The organism is Paranoxybacillus vitaminiphilus (assembly GCF_003259935.1).
GTDB classification, from domain to species: Bacteria; Bacillota; Bacilli; order Bacillales; family Anoxybacillaceae; genus Paranoxybacillus; species Paranoxybacillus vitaminiphilus.
The window spans coordinates 44,757-67,999 of sequence record NZ_QLMH01000011.1 but is presented as its reverse complement, the minus strand read 5'-3'; the positions used below and the strand labels follow the sequence as shown (position 1 = coordinate 67,999).

The window sequence follows — 23,243 nt, the reverse complement described above, 5'->3', positions numbered from 1 at the left end:
TCCTGGATGGAAATCAATTTTATTCATTGACTAATTTCATTGCTTCGTTGAAAATTTTGTCTGCATTCGGCAGTACAAATTGTTCAAGCGGACGGCTGTATGGAATTGGTACATCCGGAACAGCCAATCTTTTGACCGGTGCCTCCAAATCATATAAACCTTCTTCTGCTGCGATCGCGGCGATTTCTGCCGTCATGCCGTAGGATAAGTAATCTTCATCGACTACCAGCAAACGATGTGTCTTTTTTATGGACTGAAGAATCGTTTCGCGATCTAAAGGAACGAGTGAACGCAAGTCGATCACTTCCGCCTGAATTCCATGCTGCTCCAGCTTTTTAGCGGCTTCTAAAGCGTGATGGGTTGTCATTTGAATGCCAACAATCGTAATGTCTGTTCCTTCTCTTACCACTTTCGCCTTGCCGATTGGCACGGTGTACGCTTCTTCCGGAACATGTCCGACGGATGCATCCAGCTGATCCATCCATCCCAATCCTTGCAATGTTTTATGAAACATAAACACAACTGGATTATCGTCCCTAATAGCGGAAATCATCATTCCTTTCAAATCATACGGAGTGGATGGCGCCACCACTTTCATTCCCGGTAAGTGGGCAAAAGTAGCATATAATGTTTGCGAATGCTGAGCAGCATCGCTGTATCCTCCGCCAACCGCCGTCATTAATACCATTGGCAGCTTGACACTTCCTCCTGACATATACGGAATTTTGGCCATATGATTGTAAATTTGGTCCATACAAACACCGAAGAAATCCACGAACATTAATTCGACAATCGGCCGCATTCCTTCTGCAGCGGCTCCAATGGCGGCTCCAATAAAAGCCGTTTCAGAAATCGGTGTATCGATTACCCTTTCAGGACCGAACTTTTGAAATAATCCTTCGGTTGCCCCGAATATCCCTCCGTATACACCGACATCTTCTCCCATGACAAACACGTTCGGATCTCTTTCCATTTCTAATCGAATCGCTTCTGCAATCGCTTTATTTCCCGTTAATAAGCGTTGCTTTGTTTTTTGCATTTTTATGACCCCTTTCTTATAGTCGTGATTAAACAAAAAGATCTTTTAAAGCATCTTCCGGTGCAGGATAATCGCTTTCGCGCGCGAATTGATAAGCAGCTTCGACTTCCTGCTTTGCTCTATTTTCCAATTCGCTCAGCTGTTGTTCTTCTATTCCGTACTCTTTGATTAAGAGCTGGCGCATACGGACAATTGGGTCTTTTTCTCTTAGTAAAGTGACCTCGTTTTTATCCCTGTAAACCTCCGGATCTCCTTGGAAATGTCCTAAATAACGGTACGTTTCAATTTCAATAATCGATGGTCCCTCCCCCTTTCTCGCCCGTTCCACCGCTTCTTTTGAAACGTTGTACATTTCAATCGGATCATTGTCTTTCACATAATATCCTTTTATTCCGTAAGCGGCAGCTCTTATATCATTGGATGGAACAGATGTGGATGCGGATTTAGGAACAGAAATTCCGTATTGATTGTTTTCAATCACGACAATAAGCGGCAAATTCCACAGCGCCGCCATATTTAAAGATTCATGGAAAGCTCCTTGGTTGGCGGCTCCTTCCCCAATAAAAGCAACCGCTACCCAATCCTTTCCTTTTTTCTTTGCGGCGAGCGCTGCCCCAAGTGCATGCGGAATACCCGCACCAACAATTCCTCCACAGGAAAATTTGACATCTGGATCAAATAAGTGCATATGCCCCCCTTTTCCTTTTCCGAGTCCCGTCACTTTACCAAAGATTTCAGCGGTCATTCGGTTTAAGTGAACTCCTTTTGCGATCGCATGATGGTGTGGACGGTGCGGAGACGTTACCGTATCTTCTTTCGTTAGATGAACACATATACCAACAGCGGCCGGTTCTTGCCCCGTTGCCAAATGCATTTCGCCCGGTACAGGTCCTGCACCGATATTAAAGACAGGATTTTTTCCTTCGGCATAGGCTTCAGCCATTTTGTCCTCGTAATAACGAATTTTGTACATTGTTTCGTACATCCAAGTAAGATGATCAACAGAAATTGTCAACTTGCTCTCCTCCTTCATTGAAAATAAAACGCTTTCATCTATACTAATATGCAAAAAGCATGCCAATATAGGCGATTGAGGAAGTGAAGAGCGATGAAATTTGTCGATTTACCACAAATAGTTTCATAGTTCTATCAAAAAAATCTAGAAAATTTTTTTGCGCGATCATAGATTCAACTAACATTTTTTCAGTAAAAAGCAACAAAGTGTTCCAAAATGGGACACTTTGTTGCTACATATTAATACAATTTGATACAAAATGAAACGGTTATTTGGTTAATACGGGATGTTAAATTTTCTCATTTGTCGGTAAAAAGTACTTCTGGAAATTCCTAAATGCTTGGCTGCTTTCGTGATATTTCCGTTAAATAGACGCAATGCCTGAATAATGGACTGTTTTTTAATATCATCTCTATGCACCAACATCTCCTCTGTTTTTTGTCCAGAAAACATTTGAAACACTTCTTCCGGCAAATCTTCGGCAGATAAAACTGGCTTTGTGCTCCGGTTTAATGTTCTTTCAAGTATATTTTGCAATTCCCGGATATTCCCCGGCCAGTCGTACTGGATGAGCGCCTGTAAAAAGTCCGTCCTGATTTCTGGAAACGGTTTGTTTAATTTTTTACTAAGCTTATCGATAAAGTGACGGACAAGAAGCGGTATATCCTCTTTTCTTTCCCGCAAAGGCGGCAAAGTGATCGGCATGACATTGAGGCGAAAGAACAAATCTTCCCTGAAGCTCCCCTTTTTGACTTCATCACGGAGATTTTTGTTCGTAGCCGCGATAATTCGGACGTCCACCGGTATCACTTTATGTCCGCCGATCCGCATCACTTCTTTTTCCTGGATGACCCGTAAAAGAAGAACCTGCATTTCCAAAGACATTTCGCCAATTTCATCTAAAAAGAGAGTACCGCCGTCAGCAAGTTCAAATTTTCCCGCACTTCCTCCTTTTTTAGCTCCGGTAAAAGCGCCGTCTACATAACCAAACAGCTCGCTTCCAAGAAGATCGCGGGGAATTCCAGCACAATTGATGGCAATAAACGGTTTGTTTTTTCTCTTGCTTGCATTATGGATGGCCTGCGCGAACATTTCTTTTCCTGTTCCGCTTTCTCCTAGTATTAAAACGTTTGAGTCGGTCGCTGCCGCAAGTTTGGCTTCATTCACTTTTTGAATGAAATAAGGATGCTGTCCGATAATATCATCGAACGTTATTTTTGCCTGGTTGCCGGATAAGCGATTAACAAATTGGCGCACTTTTTGAATTTCTTTCAGCATGATCATCGAACCGATCCAATGTTTATCTTTATAAATCGGAATTTTATCGACCATGACATGATGAATATTTCTTGATGGCTTCACTTTTAAATGTAATTCCTGATTGTGAAGATAGACAGGAGCCTTTGAAACAATGTCTTTATTTGTAAAAAGCTCGTTAATCCTTTTTCCTTCCAGACACGATTGATCAAGACAAAGAAATTTCTTCAGCTGATCGTTAGCCTTTATAATTTTTCCTTCCGTATCAATAATAAGGATGCTTTCTTTCATATTATTGGTTGTCGCTTCAAGAAACCTTTGCATCATGATATTTTTTTCTGTATTTTCATTTAACTTCAATTGATACTCAATGGCTTTCACCGCTGAAACGACCATCCCCAATGTGTGAGGATGCACCTTTTCATATGGGCCGGATACGTTTAATACGCCGATAATGTTGCCTTTTGAATCATGGATCGGGGCTGCGGAACAAGTCCATGATTGGCATATTTGTGAATAATGTTCCTCAGCAAATATTTGTACAGGTTGATCGAGAACAATGGAGGTGCCAATCGCGTTAGTGCCCATCGTTTGTTCACTCCAATCCGCTCCTTCGACAAAGCCGATTTGAGCCGCCTTTGCCAATGTGTCCGGATCGCCGATTGATTTTAATAGCTGTCCTTTTTCATTACAAAGAATCACTAAAAATCCGGAGCCCTTTACGATGGAATAGAGTCCTTCCATTAGGGGAGTGGACCAATCAATAAGTTTTTTGTATCGTTCCGTTTCAATTTTCTTTATATGGCCATATGGCTGGAAAGGATCTACTTTCCATTTTTTTGAGCGAATCCATGAGTCTTTGACAATGGGAGAAAGTTCTGCAGCTAGTTCATTTTCAAAAATAAAGCGCTTCCACATTTCTTTGACATCCTCCCGCCGACTGTTCACGCAAAAACACCTCCGCAAAATTTTAAGTGGTGATCCATCCATGAACTAGTTTACCGTTTTTTCACCATCAAAATGAAGTGACGATGATGATTGCGACTTCGTTGGTGTTTAGAGCGTGCAGCCTGATCGATTCCAGCTGTTTTTCTATTTAACATTAAACATAGTTAAATGGTTACTATTCTTTGATAAAAATAGATTTGGGGTAGATCATGTTTACAACTGTCTCAATGACTTTAAATATCGTTTTTCGGCGCTTGCTTCTTGTATCTGCAGGCTTTAAACGCCGAGCATCCGTATGGCCAAAAAACGCAAAAGATACGTGTTAGCCGATATTTCATGCATTTCGATCATTCGTTTTTTCGTCATCGAGTTGGTTCTGTTCGATGTTTTTTCTAAAAAGCAGCATACCGTTTCCTTACTTTTTCTGTTCAGGAACAAGCACCATTCCTAGCTGATAATATTCTTTATCTTCCAGAGAAGTTCGGTTTACGTTTTTCTAAAAAGGCGCGAACCCCTTCACGATGGTCTTCGGTTTGTCTCATTTTTTGTTGACCGATCATTTCAAGATGCAACGCTTGAAGCAATCTACCCTTATTTAATTCCGTATATATTTTCTTCGTCTCAATCATTGCTTGCAGCGGCTTTGTTTTCCATTGTGCGATTTTCTCATAAATTTCATTTGCATCTTCGACGATTTCATCGACTAAACCGATTCGGAATGCTTCTTCGGCACTCATCGTTTTCCCTTGCCAAATCAGTTGCTTTGCCTTCGCCTCACCTAATCTTTTTTCCAGGAAGAAATGTCCTCCACCATCAGGAATTAAACCAATCCCAATAAAATTCATCGCTAAACGGGCAGACTTCGTTGCGATTAAATAATCGCTTGCTAAAGCGAAACTAAATCCTAATCCCGCCGCTGGTCCGTGAACCGCAGCAATCACTACTTTTGGCAAACTGTACAGTGTGATGATTAATTGTTTAATCGTTTCCATAATATTTACGAATTTTTCTTGATCTTCTATGTTTAACATCGTTTTGATATCGCCACCTGCTGAAAATCCTCTCCCCTTTCCTGTCATAAGTAAAATAAGAGCATCACTTTTTTCAACTTCTTTTAACTTTGCCATTATTTCCGTCAGCATCTGTTCATTCATCGCATTCAATGAATCTGGGCGATTCAATTCCAGTATCGCCAATTGGTTTGCGAAAGTAAGTAATACCGTTTCCATTTTTTATCCTCCCATTCAATCATTTCTCCTTGGATTATTTCAGCACGTTAGCGAAAAATCCTTTTTATTTTTCTGATAGTATGGCATAAAAACTCAAAAACTTCATTCGTTTGCATCCTCACGACTTGCGGCTTTTCACTATAACCATACAGCTGGTTGGCAAGCAGTTGGTTTTGAATAAAGTATTTCACAACTCATATAGTCGTTTTTGTCGGAATATGCTAATATCATTTTGAAAGACATTTCCTCAACTGCTTCTCTATCTTCTGCCACTCCTCTACTCCTATCCATCTCCTACGGAAATGTCATATCCTTAAAAAGAAAGGACAGTGAACACGAGTGCAAGAACAACTCCTCATACAATTAGTGGATCTCGTTCAAGGCTTGACAGAAGACATGAAGAGCGTCAAACAAGATACGAACACATTAAAAGAAGATGTACGAGGTCTTAAACAAGATGTCGAAACATTAAAAGAAGATGTACGAGGTCTTAAACAAGATGTCGAAACGCTAAAAGGCGATGTGCAAAGTCTCAAACAAGATGTCGAAACGCTAAAAGGCGATGTGCAAGGTCTCAAACAAGATGTCGAAACGCTAAAAGGCGATGTGCAAGGTCTCAAACAAGATGTGGAGACACTAAAAGACGATGTGCAAGGTCTCAAACAAGATGTGGAGACACTAAAAGACGATATGCAAAGTCTCAAACAAGATGTCGAAACGCTAAAACAGAGAATGGACAAGCAAGAGGAAGAACTTTATTTGTTAAAAGTGCAAATGGATGAGAACACAAAAATGGTGAAAGCCATTCGGGACAATCAGGTTGAACAGCGCAGTCTTCAGGATAGCATGATGCATGAGATTGCCCATATTCGTCGTGAGATGGCCACAAAAGAAGACATCATCTATATTCATCAACGGTTAGACTACCAAATTAGCCGCATCGCCCGCACAGAGGAAAAGCTTCACTTATTAAAAACACATCATTGACAAATAAGACTGCCCCAAAAGCAACCATCGAAATATCAAAATAAAAATAGACCTCGCTTGAACGGCAATGCTAGGAAGAGGTCTATTTTTCGTATTCATATACTTCATCTTTGTTTCTGATACGAGACTCCCTTTTTATAAAGTGAAAAAAGCGTTTGCGGAACGGCCTCGATAACATCTGTCGCAAGCACATCCAATGGTGAATGCTCCTTCTCGACGAGCGCATCCGCCGCTTTTCCATGCACGAACACGGCATTGCAAATCGCTTCTTGAATGTTGTCGTGCTGCATGATAAACGCAAGAATGATTCCAGTGAGTACATCACCGCTTCCGCCTTTTGCCAACGCCGGATTTCCGCTCGTATTCACGTATTGCTTTCCATCTGGAGTCGTGACAATGGTGTAAGGTCCTTTTAACACAAGGTAGACACCATAGTTCATTGCAAATTGCTTGGCAATGCCAAAACGGTCTTTTTCAACATCGTGAATGGAAACACCAAGCATTCGCGCCATTTCTCCAGGATGCGGCGTTAAAATCGTCGCTTCTGTTCGTTCACGTACTATCGAAACATAATCGTTCCAAAAATATAACGCATCCGCATCAAGAACGACTGGAACATCTTGGCATAGCACCTTTTGGACAACATTTTTCGTTCCCATCGTTCTCCCCATGCCCGGTCCTGCGGCAATCGCGTCAACATCCAAGGTGATCAAATCGATTTCCCCGGCAAAGCAGCCGTTCAACGATGAGCATGGATGATACATCACCTCTGGAATATGGGTGGCGGCAACGGGATAAACATCATCCGGAACAGCCATTGTCAGCAATCCAGCTCCGCTTCTTAAAGCCGCTTTTGCGGCCATAGTGACAGCGCCTGTCATATTCCGCGAGCCGCCAATCACAAGCCCTTTTCCATAAGTACCTTTATGGGACGAACGCTTTCTTACCGGCAGCGTTCTTACGACAGCCGCTTCACTCCATAGTTGGCGAAACTCGGCATTTTTTTCTAAAGAAAGCGGAGGAATACCGATATCCACTACGATTAATTCACCATAGTAATCAGCTGTTGGAAATGTGTATGCACTTAGCTTTGGATATTGAATCGTAATCGTTACATTCGCCTGAATCGCTGTTTCCACCTCTCCCCCGTCCGCTGGAATTCCACTTGGTACGTCAATCGCATACACAACAAGTCCCTTTGTTTCGTTCACTTTCTCAATGATTTCTTTATATGGAGAGCGCAATGCTCCATTTACGCCAATTCCAAGCAAAGCGTCAATGATCACATCATAATAACGTAATTGTTTGATAAATTCCTTCTCATTTCCTATGTAATTCTTTACTTCATATCCCGAATTTTCATAGATTTCAAGTGCTTTTTTCGCCGCGCCTTTTACTTTTTCCTTTGGCGGTATTAACCATAAATCCGTCGTATAACCATGGCTCTTTAGCACCCTCGCAACAACAAACCCGTCGCCGCCATTGTTGCCTGTTCCCGTTAAAACAGCGACGCGCTGAGCAGGTTGAATTCGTTCCAGCAAAACTGTAGCGACAGCTTGTCCGGCATTTTCCATCAACGATTCTTCACTCATGCCGATTTGCTGAATTGTATATCGATCAATCGCGTACATTTCTGAAGCAGTCACAACGTGCATGAAGATCACCCCGCAAATTTTTAATCTCATACAAGTATTTTAAATCACTTTTTCCTATTACGTATAGTTTACTAACCATGTTGACGTTCTTCCCTGCCTATATGAAAAACTCGTTAAAAAATTTTTTTCTATATACACCAAGAATGTAAGCGTTATCTTCCGTTGACATAGATAAAAATATATTGACAATCATTTTTTCAAGAATTATTATTGTTGTAAAAATTGAATACGATCACCGCTTATCAAGAGTGACCGAGGGAACAGGCCCTATGACGTCCGGCAACCTCCTTATAACAGGAACGGTGCCAAATCCTGCAGAATGGCTTTCATTCTGAAAGATAAGTCGTGTACAATAGATACCCGATGCCTCTTTCTGAATGAAAGAGGCATTTTTTCTTATCATAATTTGCAAGGATAAATAATACGAGACTGATCCAAAAGCAAAGTGTCAGACCCCACAACACAATATGTAAGACAGCGCATGGATAAATGAACGATATATGTGAAATGCATGTGAGGTCAAACACTTATAGATCAGACACGTATAAGGTGAACGTTTGCTGTCTTCTTTTCAATTACGAAACGATGTGAATAAATAGAGAAATAAAAACAGGGGGGATTCGATGATTGAGGTAAGAAATTTAGTAAAAATATATTCATCCAAAAAAAATAAAGTCATTGGCGTAGATAATGTTTCTTTAACCATCAAAAATGGTGAAATCTTCGGGATTGTTGGCTATAGCGGCGCCGGGAAAAGCACGCTGTTACGATGCTTAAATCTTTTAGAACGCCCGACATCCGGCCAAGTTATTATCGATGGTGTCGACTTAACAACTTTAAATAAAAAGGAATTGCGACAAGCACGCTTAAAGATCGGAATGATTTTCCAAAATTTCCACCTCGTAAGTTCAAAAACAGTATTTGAAAATGTCGCATTTGCTTTAAAAGCCGCAAAAAAATCAAAAGAGGAAATTGAAAAAAGAGTGAATGAACTGCTGGAAATGGTTGGTCTTACTGATAAACGCGATGCGTACCCTTCCCAGCTAAGCGGCGGCCAAAAACAACGAGTCGGAATTGCGCGTGCACTCGCAAACGAGCCGACTGTCCTTTTATGCGACGAAGCAACATCAGCGCTTGATCCGAGTACGACAAAGTCGATTCTAGCCTTGTTGAAAAAGATTAACCGCGAACTTGGAATTACGATTGTGTTAATTACTCATGAAATGGAAGTCGTTAAAGACATATGTGACCGTATTGCCGTGATGCAGAATGGAAAAGTGATCGAATTAGGAACTGTGTATGATATTTTTACGAATCCGAAAGAAGAGCTGACAAAATCGTTTATTCATAGCGTTCTGCAATTTGAGCTTCCTGACCATTTATTGAAAAAACGCACTGGAACAATTATAAAAATTCAGTTCAAAGGTGAGATGGCCGAAGAAGCAGTTGTTTCTGATATGCTCCAAACCTTCAAAGTAAAAGGGAATATTTTACATGGAAAAATTGAGTACATTCAAGATATGCCGCTTGGAATTTTCATTATGGAACTTACAGGAGAGCCTGATGAAGTTCAGCGGGCTATTGATTATATTTCCGCAAGAACAAATGGATTGGAGGTCATTGCAAGTGCTGCTTGATTCGCTTATCAATTTAGTTCCTGAACTGAATAAAGCGTTTTTAGAGACGCTTTACATGGTTGCCATTTCTCTATCGGTGGCGATTATCGCCGGACTTCCTTTAGGAATTTTATTATTCGTCACCGACCGCGGGCTATTTTTAGAAAATACAACCGTTAAATCGATCCTTGGATTTGTCGTCAATATGATTCGTTCGATTCCTTTTGTGATTTTGCTTGTTGGACTGTTGCCGCTCACTAAACTCATTACCGGAACAACCATCGGACCTACAGCAGCTTCTGTATCATTGTCCGTTGCGGCGACTCCGTTTTTTGCCAGAATTGTAGAAACTTCTTTGCGGGAGATTGACAAAGGTGTGATCGAGGCAGCTGTTGCTGTCGGGGCCACGCCTTGGATGATTATAAAAGACGTCCTCTTACCTGAAGCCCGTCCCGGCATTGTGCACGGAATTACGATTACAACGATAAGTTTAGTCGGATATTCAGCGATGGCAGGAATTGTCGGCGGCGGAGGAATCGGGGACCTTGCGATTCGCTTTGGGTATTACCGATATGACAATACTGTCATGATTACGACGATTGTCATTTTAATCTGCCTTGTGCAAATGATTCAGTTTGCAGGTGACCGTATCGCTCGTCTTGTTGATAAGCGATAAGGTCCTTTAAAAATATAAATATCATAGGGGGATTTTTTATGAAGAAATTATCCATCTTTCTCGTTTTACTGTTATCCTTTGGGCTTCTCGCAGCCTGCGGAAGCAAAGAAACCACTTCTAATTCTACTAATTCTACAGAGAAAAAAGAACTTACGATCGGGGCCACTTCCGGTCCTTACAGCGACATGGTGAATAAAGCGATTAAACCGATTCTCGAAAAGAAAGGCTATCAAGTAAAAGTCGTAGAATTCAGCGACTACATTCAACCAAACTTGGCTCTTGCTAACGGTGATTTGGATGCCAATCTATTCCAGCACAAAATTTATATGGAGAACTTTGCGAAAGAAAATAACCTTGACCTTTCAGAAGTGATCGCCGTTCCAACTGCACCAATGGGCATTTACTCAAAAAAATTTAAATCGCTGGACGAAGTGAAAGAAGGCAGTCAGATTGCGATTCCTAACGATCCGACAAACGCAGCAAGAGCGTTCTTAATCTTACAAGATGCAGGCTTCATTAAGCTCGACCCAGCAGCAAACCCGCTAACGGTCTCTGAGAAAGATATAAAAGAAAATGTCAAGAACCTTCAGTTTAAGCCAATTGAAGCCGGTCAGTTACCTCGTGCGGTAGAAAGCGTTGATTTGGCTGCTGTGCCTGGAAATTTTGCATTAGCAGCAAAAATGAACTTGCTTGACGCACTTGTATTAGAAAAGATGCCTGATCAATACCGTAACCGTGTTGTCGTAAATACAAAAGATTTAAACAAGCAATTTGTGAAAGATATTAAAGAAGCCGTTGAATCCGAAGAGTTTGAAAAAGTAATTGATGAACAATTTAAAGGTTTCGGCAAACCAGAGTGGATGTTAAAACGAAAACAGTAAATCCGTATAACAAGAGGGTGTTCCAAAAACCCAGGGTCAGACCCCAACACAATATATAGGACATCAAACTAGGCGTGAGGTCAGACCCTTATAAGACACCCTCTTTCTCCTATTCTAGTCTTTCGAAAAGGGGGAATAAAAAGATGGACATCATCGAAGTTCGTGGCGCTCCTAATTATTATGTATGTGAAAGCGGAGTGTTAATGCATCTCGAAGCTTTGCTGCAAAGACATGGTTTTAAAAATGTTTTTGTCATTTGCGGAGAACGGTCATGGAAAGCCGCTGAGCCGTACTTCCCTAAAAACGGCGAATTCACTTATTCCTTTTTCCGATATAACGGAGAGTGTTCATTGTCTGAAATTGAACGGTTATCGTCCCTTTGTGTGCATTTTGATGTCATCATTGGAATTGGCGGCGGAAAAGTGCTAGATTTAGCTAAAGCCGTTGCCAATCAAACGCATCTTGATGTAGTATTAATTCCTACTCTTGCTTCTACTTGCGCAGCTTGGACACCTCTTAGCGTGATTTATGATGAAAACGGAACATTTATTCGCTATGATATTTTTCCAAAATCAACGTTAATCGTTTTAGTTGATACAAAAATATTGCTACATTCACCAGCCGCTTATCTTCGAGCCGGAATTGCGGATACACTTGCCAAATGGTATGAAGCCGATTGTATCATTCGCCAAGTAAACAACCCTCCTCTTTCCGTAAAAATCGCTCATCAAACGGCCTATCTTTGCAAAACGGAGCTGCTCGAACATAGCCGAGCGGCCATAAACGACTTAGTAGAAAAACGCGATACCTTATCATTCCGCAAAGTAATTGAAACGATTATTATGGCAGGCGGCATGGTTGGAGGGTTTGGTGATCAATATGGACGAATAGCAGCGGCCCATTCCGTTCATAACGGATTAACGAAGGTACCCGAAACACATCATTTATTGCATGGAGAAAAAGTGGCATATGGAATTCTCGTGCAGCTAGCCCTTGAAAAAAATTGGGATGAAATTCATCATTTGCTTCCATTTTATCGCGATTTAAAGCTTCCTTATACGTTAAAACAACTCGGTCTTGATGCAACAGAAAAAGAAAAACTAACTTATATTGCCGAAGAAATCGTCCAACCGCATGAATCTATTCATCTTATGAATATCCCTGTTGATAGCGAGAAAATCGTCCAAGCATTTTATCAACTTGAGAAGTTAGCAGTTTAAATTCGCTCTTTGTTTTTCATAGTGACATCATACAAAACATTTCATTTACCATTTGCTAAACAACTGCCCTGTTACGTCCTTTTTCCTCAGGTGATTTTTATTGTTAACAGTATACATTCCGCATTCTTTCGGATCATGTTGATACCGAAATTGAAGTTCATGTCTAAACTGTCAAAATAAAAGAGGTTGACCCAAAAGTGTCTCACCTCACGCGAAGTCTATAATCTATAATCTATAATCTATAATATATAGTGTTTCTACTCTATATGTACTATAGACTTTGCTTTAGTTAGGGTCAACCTTTTAACATTAAAATTCTTTAAAGCATTTATGGTTGTTTTAACATATGAAATACTTGCTCGACATCTTTATCGCCGCGTCCGGAAAGATTGACGATAATGATTTGTTCCTTGCTTAATGCCGGCGCCAGCTTCATGGCATATGCCACCGCGTGAGTGCTCTCAAGCGCCGGAATGATTCCTTCTGTTCTCGATAACACTTGAAACGCTTCAAGCACTTCTTCGTTTGTCACCGTATAATACTCGGCACGTCCGGAAACTTTTAAATAGCTGTGCTCAGGCCCGATTCCCGGGTAGTCAAGACCAGCGGCAATCGAATAAGTCGGCTGCGGATTTCCTTCTTCATCCAGCAGCACTAAACATTTAAACCCATGAAGCACGGCTGGAACACCTTTTGTCAGCGTCGCCGCTTTTTCCGGCTCGACGCCGATCAGACGTACGCCTGGCTCGTCAATATAATGAGCAAACGCGCCAATCGCGTTGCTTCCGCCGCCGACGCAAGCAATCACGGCATCCGGAAGACGCCCTTCTTTTTCCAAAATTTGCATCTTGCTCTCTTCACTGATTATAGACTGAAAATGCTTGACGATGCTTGGATATGGATGGGGTCCAACCGCTGAGCCAAGCAAGTAGAATGTGTCCTTATAGTTTTGGACAAGGTCATTTAATGCTTCATCGACCGCATCCTTTAATCTTCCCTGCCCTTTTGACACAGGGACGACTTTGGCTCCCAACAATTCCATACGAAACACGTTTAAAGCCTGGCGTCTTGTATCTTCCTCCCCCATATAAATCGTGCAATCCATGCCAAACATTGCACAAGCTGTCGCTGTGGCGACACCGTGCTGTCCCGCACCTGTTTCAGCGATTACGCGCTTCGCACCCATTCGTTTCGCAAGCAAAATTTGTCCGATGACATTATTAATCTTATGTGAACCGGTATGGTTTAAATCTTCGCGTTTCAGATAGATTTTTGCTCCGCCTAACCGCTCGGTAAGCCGAGCCGCAAAAGTAAGCGGATTTGCGCGGCCGACATACTCCTTTAAGTAAAATTTAAATTCTTCGTTAAACTCGTGATCATCTTTATACTGCAAAAACTGCTCTTCTAAATAATCAAGCACTTCCTGTAACTCCGGCGGCACAAAACTTCCGCCAAATTCTCCGAAATACCCTCTTCTCTCCTGAACTAAACTCATTGCTCATCTCTCCTCTGCTTTCCAAACTTTTATAATTAGAATATTCCCTTTGCCCATGAAAGTCAATAAATTTTCTGTATTTTCTTACAACAAATTCTATTTGCGCTTTCTCCAAGCAAACAGAACGAACGTGAAAAGAAAAGCGAGAATTCCAATCCATACAGTGACACTGGAATGTCTTAGCCAAACGTTACGAATGTTTCGTTTCATAGAATGCCAAATTGGTTCTGGAATCGGTTCTTTGCGATTCTCTACGTACTTGATATGTTTCACTGTATTTCCTGATAATGCAGGCTCCCAGCCGTACGCCCCTTTTTTCAGCCAAATTTCAATGACATCGCCAACGGCAATATCCATTCGTTTTGCCCCTGAATATACCTGCCAAGAAGGAATATATGTGTAGAAGACATCAACTGTAGCGAGTGGCTCATAAGTTGGAGCTTTGAAAATCTGTTTAACATCGAGGTTCATTTTTCTTAATTCCCGAAATATTCATAAAAGTAATGTGGAAATTTAGTATAAAAATTAAAAACCCCCACGCCAAACCGCAGGGGATAAATGCTACTCCTTCAATATATTTTTCGCAAATCGATGCAGCATCAAAAACATTTGAGCGCGTGTCACCGGTTCATTCCGGCGGTCTTGCGTCACAACCCCGTGTTGCTTCAAAAATTCAAACGCTGCATCTACTTCTTGATCATACTGTGTTTTCGTTGGTTTTGTCACCTTCGTTTTCTCCTTTTCCTTCTTCAAACCGAATGCTTTCACCATTCCTTCAACATGACCATGCGCGATTTGTAGAAGAAATTGCTCTGATTTCAATTTGGCAGCATCATTGACGTTGTCGATAAACAAGTTTTCTGTTAGAAGAGCCGGCATCCTGGTTTCGCGAAGCACGGCATAGTTCGCGCGTTTTTTGCCACGATCCGTGATGTTGCCAACCGCCTTTACGATCTCCGCATGAATCACGTTTTGATATGTGATTGTTGTTGCGCTGACATTGCCATTGAAAATATAGCTTTCAAATCCTGTCCCGCCGCCGGCGTTGATGTGAACAGAAAGGAAAAAATCAGCTTTCAATTTATTCGCAATCACCGCACGTTCCTCTAATTCAAGAAAACGGTCATCTACACGTGTATAGTGTACTTCTATACCCTCATATTCGCCAAGAATACGCCCGATATGTTTGACGATAGCTAATGTAATGTCTTTCTCTTGCAAACCATTTGCAACAGCTCCTGGATCTTTTCCTCCATGTCCGGCATCTAAAACAATACGTACCATTATTGATCCTCTCCTCCTTTTTCAAGAGCATATTGAATTGACACAACTGAACCGATTACTTAACTCCCCCGCTAAGCAGCACAGATGAGTCGAATGTTGTCGCTTCAAATGTAGCGTATGCAATGCCTAGAGCAAGCGCAACGGCAGAAATGTAGCGATTTGATAAATTGGTTGCTTGTCTAATACAGCAAGTGCGCCCATACGAGTAAATTCGGATCAAAGAATATCGTCCATTTGAATCTCTCCTTTATTTCAGATAGTTTATGACCTGTACAGCTACGCCGAGCATCCCAAAAAACAAACAACCAATACATTGTCATCATTGTTCCTGCAGCAACACCGCCAATTTATACCGGCTCGGGAAATTGTCCCGCTACTGCTGTATCGACAGCTCCTAATAACGGAGTGTCCATCGTTGAAATCATCGTATGCCTATTATGTTTTTTATTCTCCGTTGATCAGCTTTCAGGATAGGAGATATTGGATTCTACTCTAAAAATCTGCTTCGAATATCCGGAGTTGGAATCATGCAGCTCTCCCTTTTCCCAAACCACTTATATCTATTTTCCGCAATAAAATGATAACAACGATCACGAAGCGGACGCGGAACTAGAATGAAAACATAAAACAACTTCCAAAATCCTTTTAAATGCTTGCACACTCTTAACGCCGCACTGGATTTCGTGTAGCACCTTTCTCCATCAATGAATATAAAGCTGTTGATATTCCCAGGAATTTTATACTTTATTAGCATCTTCTGCCCGACTTCGCTTTGTAAGGATGCAAAACGAAAACGAGATTGCGGGTCTCGTTTGATAATAAACCGAACGCTTGCGTTACAGAAGTTGCATATCCCATCAAACAAAATGGTTTTCTCCATATAAAAACACCTCTTACTTCTAACAGACATGAGTTCAAACAATTAGGATGATTTTCTCATCGCATTTTTTACAAAATTCGATAAGATTATCTTATATAATTATTTTAATGTTAACGTAGATAAAAGAGGAGATGACAACAATGAATTTCACATTTTTTAGAAAAAAAAGAGAAAATTCAAATGCTGACATCGCTGAAGTTCTGAGCAGTCCGGCTTCTCCGGTTCATCTTCAAGATGCAGTAATGGATAAGCAGCTAGAAATGATTGAATTAACAAAACGAGATTTAGCGCTGTTAACAGAATTAAAGCCATTTATTGAGGAAAAAATCGATTTTATCGTGACACGCTTTTACGATACGCTACAAACAGAGCAGTCCCTTGTTGAAATTATTAATCGGCACAGCTCTATTGACCGGTTGAAACAGACACTCAGAATTCATGTCATCGAAATGTTTAGCGGGAAAATCGATGAGGAATTTATTTCAAAACGGACGCGCATTGCTGTTACTCATTTACGCATCGGCTTATTGCCAAAATGGTATATGTGCGCGTTTCAACAGCTGCTTTTATCCATTTTGGAAGTGATTTCACCGCACATTCGCGATCCGTATATGTTATTGGAAGCAGTGAAATCGGTTACGAAAATATTAAGCTTCGAGCAGCAGCTTGTCTTAGAACAATATGAGAAGGCAAACGAAGAAGCCCGTCTTCAAATAGAGCAGTTGAAAAATGAATTAAAAAAGCAGCTAAAAGCAATGGTGCAAGAGCTTTCTAGCGTATCAAGCGAAGTGAGCTCCTCCGTTTCTGAGCTGACTAATCAGGCAAAAGAAATTTTAAATTTTGCTGAAGAAGCATCAGCGATTGCGGATTTGAGCAAACAGCAATCTATTGAAGGACAGCAGAAATTGCAAAATCAACTGTCAACAATCAACCGTATTGAAGCGATGATGACGAAAATCCAGACAGAAATGCAAAGTTTACAGCAGTCCGCTAATAAAATTGAAAACATCAATAGCCTTGTCACTGCCATTGCCGATCAGACGAACATGTTATCGTTAAATGCTTCCATTGAAGCGGCACGAGCGGGGGAACACGGAAAAGGATTTGCTGTCGTAGCCAATGAGGTCCGCAATTTAGCATCACAAACAAAACAATCCGTCTCCGGTGTGACGGACATATTAAATGAAATCAACAAAAAAATGGACATCATTTCCGAATCACTGCAATCGATGGTAACGTTAGTTGCAGAAGGCACAGATGACATGGAAAAAATCAATCAATTTTTTGATACATTTGCGGCATCTCTCAAACAAATTCGCGAGCAAAACCGTCGCATTGGCCATGAAATGAGACAATATGTTCACGTTGTAACAGAAATTAACGAAGCCGTCTCTAATGTCGCTACTTCAGCCGAACAATTGGAGAAAATGACTTACCAATTATAAAAAAACGCCTGTCACTTTCCAAAAGAAAACCTTGATGAAACGGAGAGAGTGGCAGGCATAAGTTTTAAAACTATATTTTATGAGTATTCATTAAAGATACGTAGTGTACATTGAACTACTCCCACTTAACATCCTTACAAAAACCTTCTCGGCTGAAAAAGATAAAGTTTCTGATAAAAAAGCACCTGTCACCTCGAACAGTGACAAGTCCCTGTTTTTATAATTAAAACTGTCACATTTTTATTCTTCAAGTCCGAGAAGCTGCATAATTTCTTGTCTTAGTTCACCAAAGCGTTGGCTATGCCGACTGCGGGGTCTCGGAAGATCTAGATCGATTGTTTGAACTACTTTTCCCGGACGAGCGCTCATGACAAAAATCTGATCGGCTAAATATAAAGCTTCATCAATATCATGAGTAATTAATAACATCGTTTTACCAGATCCTTCCCAAAGTTTCAGCAGCTCATTTTGCATCGTCAGACGAGTCATAGCATCAAGTGCTCCGTACGGTTCATCAAGAAGCAATACGTCCGGATCCATAACAAGTGCTCTGGCAATTGAAACGCGCTGGCGCATCCCACCTGATAACTGACTCGGATAATAATTGTAAAAACCGTCAAGTCCCACTGTTTTTAAAACCTCTTGCGCCCGTTTTCGTCGCTCTTCTTTTGAAACACCGGCCAACTCTAACCCCATTTCGACATTTTCTCCTACGGTTAACCATGGATACAGGGCATGTTCCTGGAAAATCATCATCCGTTCAGGAGAAGGCTGTTTTATCACTTTTCCATCTGCTTGAACCGTTCCTTCATCTGGCGTTTCTAATCCAGCCACCATCCGTAAAAGTGTGCTTTTGCCGCACCCTGAAGGGCCAACGATGGCGGCAAACTTTCCTTTTTCAATCGTTAGATTAATATTTTCCAATACTTTTAGAGAGCCGAACGATTTATGAACCCTTTGTATCTCTAATGTCTGCATGCTCACTTCGCCCCCTCAATATAGCGCCACTTTAACACTCGTCGTTTTAACCATTCAAGCACGACATGATCAAAGAAAGCGGCGATCATACCAATAATGACGATATACAATAATACATCTGTCATTTGCGCAACCTCTCCGGCAAACTTGATTGAAAATCCGAGACCGCTCGATGCTCCGCCAACCATCTCACTGGCAATAAGAGAGCGCCACGCGTTTCCAAACGCTACTTGAGCTCCCGTGATAAAGGAAGGCAGCGTTTCAGGCAGGTATACTTTTCGTAAAAGCTGCCCTTTCGTAGCGCCTAACACTTTCGCGACTTCGAGGTGTGTGCGGTTAATCCCTTCGGTTGCATTCATGACCGATAAAGCCATCGGGAAAAAGCTGGCGATAATAATGACCGTAATAATCGGAACATTGCCGAAACCAAACAAAATAATTAAAAACGGAATCCAAGTAATCGGTGGAATCGATTGCAAGATGGCAATCAAGCTTCTTAAATAAACGGCAAATCCTCGTGACAGGCCTGCTAACAGCCCTAATAGCCCACCGAGTAAGCAGGCACTTGGATAACCGATAATAAGACGAAACAAACTCTCTTTTAAAGATGTAAGAAACTCAGGTTCTGTTATTCCGGCAGCTAATCGTTCCAACACAGTTGGAACCCCGGGCAGCAAATAAGGTGGTAAGAAAAAAGCGGCGACTTGCCATATTAGCAGCAAGGTACCAACAGCCGCCGCATAAGGCCAAACTTTTTTCCATGTTTGCGATTTCATCTTCGGCACCGCCATCCCCATCCCTGCTATTCTTTAATTTGTTCCTGCCAGCTTAAATCAAGCGCTTTTTTTACATCAATTTCTTTCTTTAAAATTCCCTGTTCAACCATCATTTTGGCGATTTCCTGCATTTTTTCCACCTGTTCAGGAGTAATCTCCCAATTGAAAGTTTGTGATTTAATCGATTCTTCGATCACTTTCGTTGCTGCGATTTTTTTGCCGTCAGAAGTTTCAAGTTCGGCTTCCTTAATGAAGTATTTCGTAATTAACTTAGCTGCTTCCGCCGGTTTTTCTTCTAGCATTTCAATGGCTTCTTTTTGGGCATCAAGCAAAGCATAAACAGCTTCTTTGTTTTCTTTTATCATTTTCCCTGATGTAATGACAACCATACAAGGAAAAGGCCATTCTTTACCAATTTCATAAATTTGTTCAACAGGGGTTGTTAAACGGGCTATCGAATCATAAGGTTCGAATACAAAAGCTGCATCTACTTTTCCAGCCGCAAGAGATTGGATTGCGACAGATGGAGAAACATACTGCATTTGCACATCGTTCTTCGTGATGCCAGCCTTTTTCCAGACCACTCCGTTCAGCACGATGTCAGCCGTGCTGCCTTGTTGTTGAGAAGCAACAGACTTCCCTTTCAAATCAGCCAATGATTGAATTCCGCTATCTTTGCGTACTAACATGCTGTGATAGCCCATTTGAGCTCCACCAACAATTTTAATGTCTGCTCCTTTATCTAACCAAGTTAACGCATTCGTAAATCCAAGCACACCGGCATCCAATTGTCCGCCAACAATTGCCTTAATAAGATCCGTACCGCTGTTGAACATTTGCATCGTTACATCTAAACCATGCTTCTTATAAAATCCGCCTTCGTTCGCCAACATCGCTTGTGCATCGTCCATTACATTTAAATAACCGACACGTACTTTACGAAGCTGCTCATTGCTATCATTTTGCTGTTGTGATTCGCTTGAATGCTGAGCAGCATTTTCATTGTTTCCGCATGCAGCTGTGCTGAAAAGCAACCCAAAAGCCGCAACTGCTACTATTAATCTTTTTTTCCATTTACTACTTCTAAAAAATTTCATTTTGTTCATTCCCCCCTATTTTTTATCCTTATATTTCCTACCTATTTAATAGGTTTATTGTATTTAAGAAACTTGTTTTTTGTCAAGAAGCTGTTTGTAATATTAAGAGCTTCTTCATAAAACGTTACTTTAAATTTTAGCTGTATCCCTCAAAATTTAAACAATTATTTTTTACATGACTTTTATACAAAAAATATCCGAGATCAAATCGAGTTATTCTTTCCGTGGCGGGGAAATAAAGAGGAATCCAGATTAGAATGATGTACTAAGGCTGAAAACAGAATTCTCCAATAAACAAGCGCAAAATTATATTTTGCGATAAAAAGCATAAAGATGAGACCCGAGCATCGTTACGGCGGGACCTCCTTTGCGCTGTTATTTTATGATATGTATACATCTTTCAAAAAGCTTGATGCACAGCTAATGTTTATGTTGTATTTTTATATGTGTCCAAATTTTAGTTACGTCCTCCATCATAAATAAAAACAACTCTTCTTTACAAACATGCTATAAAAAAGAAAGTGCGCTTTTGTAAGCGACCTTTGCAGATGAAAATTTTTACTTCATCTTCTCTAATTCTTTTTAATATATGAGAGCACGCACTTCTCGAAGCAATTTGCATATATTTATGTCTTTTTCTCAAGATTGGTTGACGTATACCGTTCCGCCACGAACGGCATATCACCTTACAAATAAGAGATAACGACATGAATCCAGCAAGCGAGGCAACTTGCTCATCAAAAAAACGATTAACACCCATCAATTCCACACGCCATGCCTTCCGTAAAAGTGTCAGGTGTTTGCTTTTTTAATTCATCCACAATGATTTGTTCCAATGTTTCTTTTGAACGAACGCCTGTGAGAACAGTCTCTCCTATAACAAAGGTAGGTACCGCGGTGATATTGGCTTCATGGTACGCATGATGAAGCGCTCTTTCATGCACCTCTTTGTATTTACGGGTTTCGAGCGCCTCACGGAATTCCTTTGTATCTAATCCGATTTCACCGGCTAATTAAGCTGGGGATGTTCATTATCCAAAAATGATCGGCAACAGTCATTTGACGAGAAGGATTACGGCAACCGACAAACTCCGTTTTTTAATCAGTCGTTATATAGCACAGTGCTGTTTCCTATAAAATTACATCAGATCACATGTCACATGGCATAAAATATATAAAGACACCTCTTCTTGTAGTTAAATAGAAAACGTTTTCATTCTACAAGAAGGGTGTCTTTTTATATGTTTATGCAAAAATCGCTTCCATTTGTTCTCGCTTACTTCACTCGAAAGTTGAACATCTACCGCTTTCACATTTTCTTTGATTTGTTCTTGTTTGCTTGAACTTTTGACACTTACCTATGCTACAAAACAAATTGAAAGCGATTACTATTTTGGTGAGTTGTCAGAAAAGAGTTATTTACAAAGAACGAAAATGATAACTTGCATTATATTTTAAGAAAATTCCGAAGCAAATGGTTCTGTTTTTTCTGACAGCTGAGACCGTTTGTCATTTTTGCTTTTAAAATTAAAATGATTGTGTTCGATGATCAAAGAAACGATTACTCCGCCAACAAGGGCCCAAAACGGTGAACTGATATTAAAAAAACTAACACCGGACATCCCAATCACTAAAGCGAAAAACGCGCCAATTTGAAATTTAGTATCTGAAAAAGCCGTTTGAAGGGAATTAACTAAAACACTGATCATCGCAAGACCTGCGACGGTACTGACAAGTGCTGATGGAAGCGCAGTAACAAACGGTACAACAATACCAGCAAGCAATCCAAACGAACTAAACAAGATACCGTTTACCACAACAGCGGCATAGCGTCCATCCTTATTTTCCCCCGCTTCATCTGATGCACAGATTGCTGTCATCGGTCCGGCAATATTTGCGTTATGTCCACCAAAGAAAGAGGTCACCATTCCGCCGATGCCGCTTAATATAGTCATAACGTTGACCGGCGGCTTATAACTTTGAGCCATTAGTACTCCGGTTGCTTGTGCATTTTCAGCGCCAATGACTAGCAGAGCGAGAGGAAGCGAAACAGATATAATCGCATCAAGGTTGAATGAAGGTATAAGAATCTGTGGAATAACGAAACTACTTTCTGTATTTTGAAATTGGAATTGATTTGTAACAGCCACTAGTATGACAGAAACAAAGAAAGAGGTTAAAATCGGTGGAAGGATTTTAATAAACCGCACCGAAAGTAAGTAAATGAGCACCGCTGCACCCGCAATAAATGGGAGCTGTTCAATGGATGTAATAATCCCGGTTCCGAACCTGATCATGGCACCGACAATCATGCCCATTACAATTGGAACAGGTATCCAGTCCATAATTTTTCCTATTGTGCGGGTAATTCCCAGTATTAAAACAATGACACCAGCCACAAAATAGGCACCTGCAATTTCATTGAGCGAAAATTGCGGCAATGCACTAGCAACAAGTACAGCACCTGGAATGGAGTAAGCTCCTGCAATTGGCTGACGGTATTTTAAAGCCAAATAAATCCCTATCAATCCTCCGAAGAAATAAACTGCGAAAAGCCACGAGATCGTTTGCTCATGGGTTAACCCACCATCTGCTGCTCCGCCGATAATGATAAGAGCAGGACCGGTACATCCAAAAATGGCAGCAATTGTACCTGCACTTATCGTACTGATGTTTAAATGTTTTGGAAAATCCTTTAGTCCATTGGTGATTTTATTCATGCACATATTTTCCCCTTGTTATTAATAGAATTTTCTGATAATTAT

Annotated in this window: 22 protein-coding genes and 1 riboswitch; of the genes, 6 read left to right on the top strand and 16 right to left on the bottom strand. The window is 40.9% G+C overall.

The window, feature by feature from the left end:
- Positions 1 to 19: 19 nt before the first annotated feature.
- From B0I26_RS12605 to B0I26_RS18865, 5 genes are all read right to left on the bottom strand, one after another.
- The gene (locus B0I26_RS12605; RefSeq protein ID WP_111645783.1) at positions 20 to 1,039 is read right to left on the bottom strand and encodes an alpha-ketoacid dehydrogenase subunit beta; all 1,020 of its coding nucleotides are present in this window, start codon (positions 1,037 to 1,039) and stop codon (positions 20 to 22) included.
- 28 nt (positions 1,040 to 1,067) lie between these two features.
- Complete coding sequence (locus tag B0I26_RS12600; RefSeq protein ID WP_111645782.1) at positions 1,068 to 2,054, bottom strand: thiamine pyrophosphate-dependent dehydrogenase E1 component subunit alpha; 987 nt, start codon at positions 2,052 to 2,054, stop codon at positions 1,068 to 1,070.
- Between the two features lie 276 nt (positions 2,055 to 2,330).
- Positions 2,331 to 4,259, bottom strand: a complete 1,929-nt coding sequence (locus B0I26_RS12595) for a sigma-54-dependent Fis family transcriptional regulator (RefSeq protein WP_111645781.1) — start codon at positions 4,257 to 4,259, stop codon at positions 2,331 to 2,333.
- A gap of 464 nt (positions 4,260 to 4,723) precedes the next feature.
- Entirely contained in the window at positions 4,724 to 5,488 is a 765-nt protein-coding gene (locus B0I26_RS12590; RefSeq protein ID WP_111645780.1) for an enoyl-CoA hydratase, read from the bottom strand.
- 138 nt (positions 5,489 to 5,626) lie between these two features.
- Complete coding sequence (locus B0I26_RS18865; protein ID WP_281268705.1) at positions 5,627 to 5,761, bottom strand: hypothetical protein; 135 nt, start codon at positions 5,759 to 5,761, stop codon at positions 5,627 to 5,629.
- A gap of 66 nt (positions 5,762 to 5,827) precedes the next feature.
- Here B0I26_RS18865 and B0I26_RS12585 point away from each other — a divergent pair, with 66 nt between their 5' ends.
- Positions 5,828 to 6,475, top strand: a complete 648-nt coding sequence (locus tag B0I26_RS12585) for a coiled-coil domain-containing protein (protein ID WP_342767127.1) — start codon at positions 5,828 to 5,830, stop codon at positions 6,473 to 6,475.
- Positions 6,476 to 6,579: 104 nt separating this feature from the next.
- Here the strand turns inward: B0I26_RS12585 and B0I26_RS12580 are convergent, their stop codons facing one another.
- Entirely contained in the window at positions 6,580 to 8,130 is a 1,551-nt protein-coding gene (locus B0I26_RS12580) for an NAD(P)H-hydrate dehydratase (protein WP_111645779.1), read from the bottom strand.
- Between the two features lie 236 nt (positions 8,131 to 8,366).
- Positions 8,367 to 8,475: riboswitch (SAM riboswitch) on the top strand.
- Between the two features lie 278 nt (positions 8,476 to 8,753).
- Between B0I26_RS12580 and B0I26_RS12575 the strand changes: the two genes are divergently transcribed.
- From B0I26_RS12575 to B0I26_RS12560, 4 genes are all read left to right on the top strand, one after another.
- Positions 8,754 to 9,767, top strand: a complete 1,014-nt coding sequence (locus tag B0I26_RS12575; protein WP_111645778.1) for a methionine ABC transporter ATP-binding protein — start codon at positions 8,754 to 8,756, stop codon at positions 9,765 to 9,767.
- Positions 9,757 to 10,422: a methionine ABC transporter permease gene (locus tag B0I26_RS12570; protein WP_111645777.1), complete on the top strand. Its 666-nt coding sequence runs from the start codon at positions 9,757 to 9,759 to the stop codon at positions 10,420 to 10,422. Before B0I26_RS12575 ends, B0I26_RS12570 begins: the two co-directional genes overlap by 11 nt.
- 38 nt (positions 10,423 to 10,460) lie before the next feature.
- Positions 10,461 to 11,303, top strand: coding sequence for a MetQ/NlpA family ABC transporter substrate-binding protein (locus B0I26_RS12565; RefSeq protein ID WP_111645776.1), 843 nt, complete (start codon positions 10,461 to 10,463; stop codon positions 11,301 to 11,303).
- Between the two features lie 143 nt (positions 11,304 to 11,446).
- Complete coding sequence (locus tag B0I26_RS12560) at positions 11,447 to 12,523, top strand: iron-containing alcohol dehydrogenase family protein (protein ID WP_111645775.1); 1,077 nt, start codon at positions 11,447 to 11,449, stop codon at positions 12,521 to 12,523.
- 328 nt (positions 12,524 to 12,851) lie between these two features.
- Here B0I26_RS12560 and trpB read toward each other — a convergent pair whose 3' ends face one another.
- The 5 genes from trpB to B0I26_RS12530 all read right to left on the bottom strand — a co-directional run bounded on the left by trpB (position 12,852) and on the right by B0I26_RS12530 (position 16,182).
- A complete protein-coding gene (gene trpB / locus B0I26_RS12550) occupies positions 12,852 to 14,018 on the bottom strand; it encodes a tryptophan synthase subunit beta (protein ID WP_111645774.1) in 1,167 nt (388 codons plus the stop codon).
- A gap of 96 nt (positions 14,019 to 14,114) precedes the next feature.
- Positions 14,115 to 14,489 (bottom strand): hypothetical protein, encoded by a 375-nt coding sequence (locus B0I26_RS12545; RefSeq protein WP_111645773.1) that lies wholly within the window; start codon positions 14,487 to 14,489, stop codon positions 14,115 to 14,117.
- Positions 14,490 to 14,579: 90 nt separating this feature from the next.
- Positions 14,580 to 15,302 carry an N-acetylmuramoyl-L-alanine amidase family protein gene (locus B0I26_RS12540; protein WP_111645772.1) on the bottom strand — a complete coding sequence of 241 codons (723 nt, stop codon included), beginning with the start codon at positions 15,300 to 15,302 and terminating at the stop codon, positions 14,580 to 14,582.
- A 55-nt stretch (positions 15,303 to 15,357) separates the two neighbouring features.
- Positions 15,358 to 15,522: a hypothetical protein gene (locus tag B0I26_RS12535; RefSeq protein WP_245934787.1), complete on the bottom strand. Its 165-nt coding sequence runs from the start codon at positions 15,520 to 15,522 to the stop codon at positions 15,358 to 15,360.
- A gap of 267 nt (positions 15,523 to 15,789) precedes the next feature.
- Positions 15,790 to 16,182 carry a thiol-disulfide oxidoreductase DCC family protein gene (locus B0I26_RS12530; RefSeq protein WP_111645771.1) on the bottom strand — a complete coding sequence of 131 codons (393 nt, stop codon included), beginning with the start codon at positions 16,180 to 16,182 and terminating at the stop codon, positions 15,790 to 15,792.
- A gap of 140 nt (positions 16,183 to 16,322) precedes the next feature.
- Here B0I26_RS12530 and B0I26_RS12525 point away from each other — a divergent pair, with 140 nt between their 5' ends.
- A complete protein-coding gene (locus B0I26_RS12525) occupies positions 16,323 to 17,627 on the top strand; it encodes a globin-coupled sensor protein (protein ID WP_111645770.1) in 1,305 nt (434 codons plus the stop codon).
- 240 nt (positions 17,628 to 17,867) lie between these two features.
- On the opposite strand, the gene B0I26_RS12520 is transcribed toward B0I26_RS12525, so the two are convergent.
- The 5 genes from B0I26_RS12520 to B0I26_RS12500 all read right to left on the bottom strand — a co-directional run bounded on the left by B0I26_RS12520 (position 17,868) and on the right by B0I26_RS12500 (position 23,198).
- Positions 17,868 to 18,605 (bottom strand): ABC transporter ATP-binding protein, encoded by a 738-nt coding sequence (locus B0I26_RS12520; RefSeq protein ID WP_111645769.1) that lies wholly within the window; start codon positions 18,603 to 18,605, stop codon positions 17,868 to 17,870.
- Positions 18,606 to 18,607: 2 nt separating this feature from the next.
- A complete protein-coding gene (locus tag B0I26_RS12515) occupies positions 18,608 to 19,396 on the bottom strand; it encodes an ABC transporter permease (protein ID WP_245934786.1) in 789 nt (262 codons plus the stop codon).
- Between the two features lie 11 nt (positions 19,397 to 19,407).
- Complete coding sequence (locus B0I26_RS12510) at positions 19,408 to 20,478, bottom strand: ABC transporter substrate-binding protein (RefSeq protein WP_111645768.1); 1,071 nt, start codon at positions 20,476 to 20,478, stop codon at positions 19,408 to 19,410.
- 749 nt (positions 20,479 to 21,227) lie between these two features.
- Positions 21,228 to 21,479 (bottom strand): thioredoxin domain-containing protein, encoded by a 252-nt coding sequence (locus tag B0I26_RS12505; RefSeq protein ID WP_281268706.1) that lies wholly within the window; start codon positions 21,477 to 21,479, stop codon positions 21,228 to 21,230.
- 453 nt (positions 21,480 to 21,932) lie between these two features.
- Entirely contained in the window at positions 21,933 to 23,198 is a 1,266-nt protein-coding gene (locus tag B0I26_RS12500) for a benzoate/H(+) symporter BenE family transporter (protein ID WP_245934784.1), read from the bottom strand.
- Between the last annotated feature and the right edge of the window lie 45 nt (positions 23,199 to 23,243).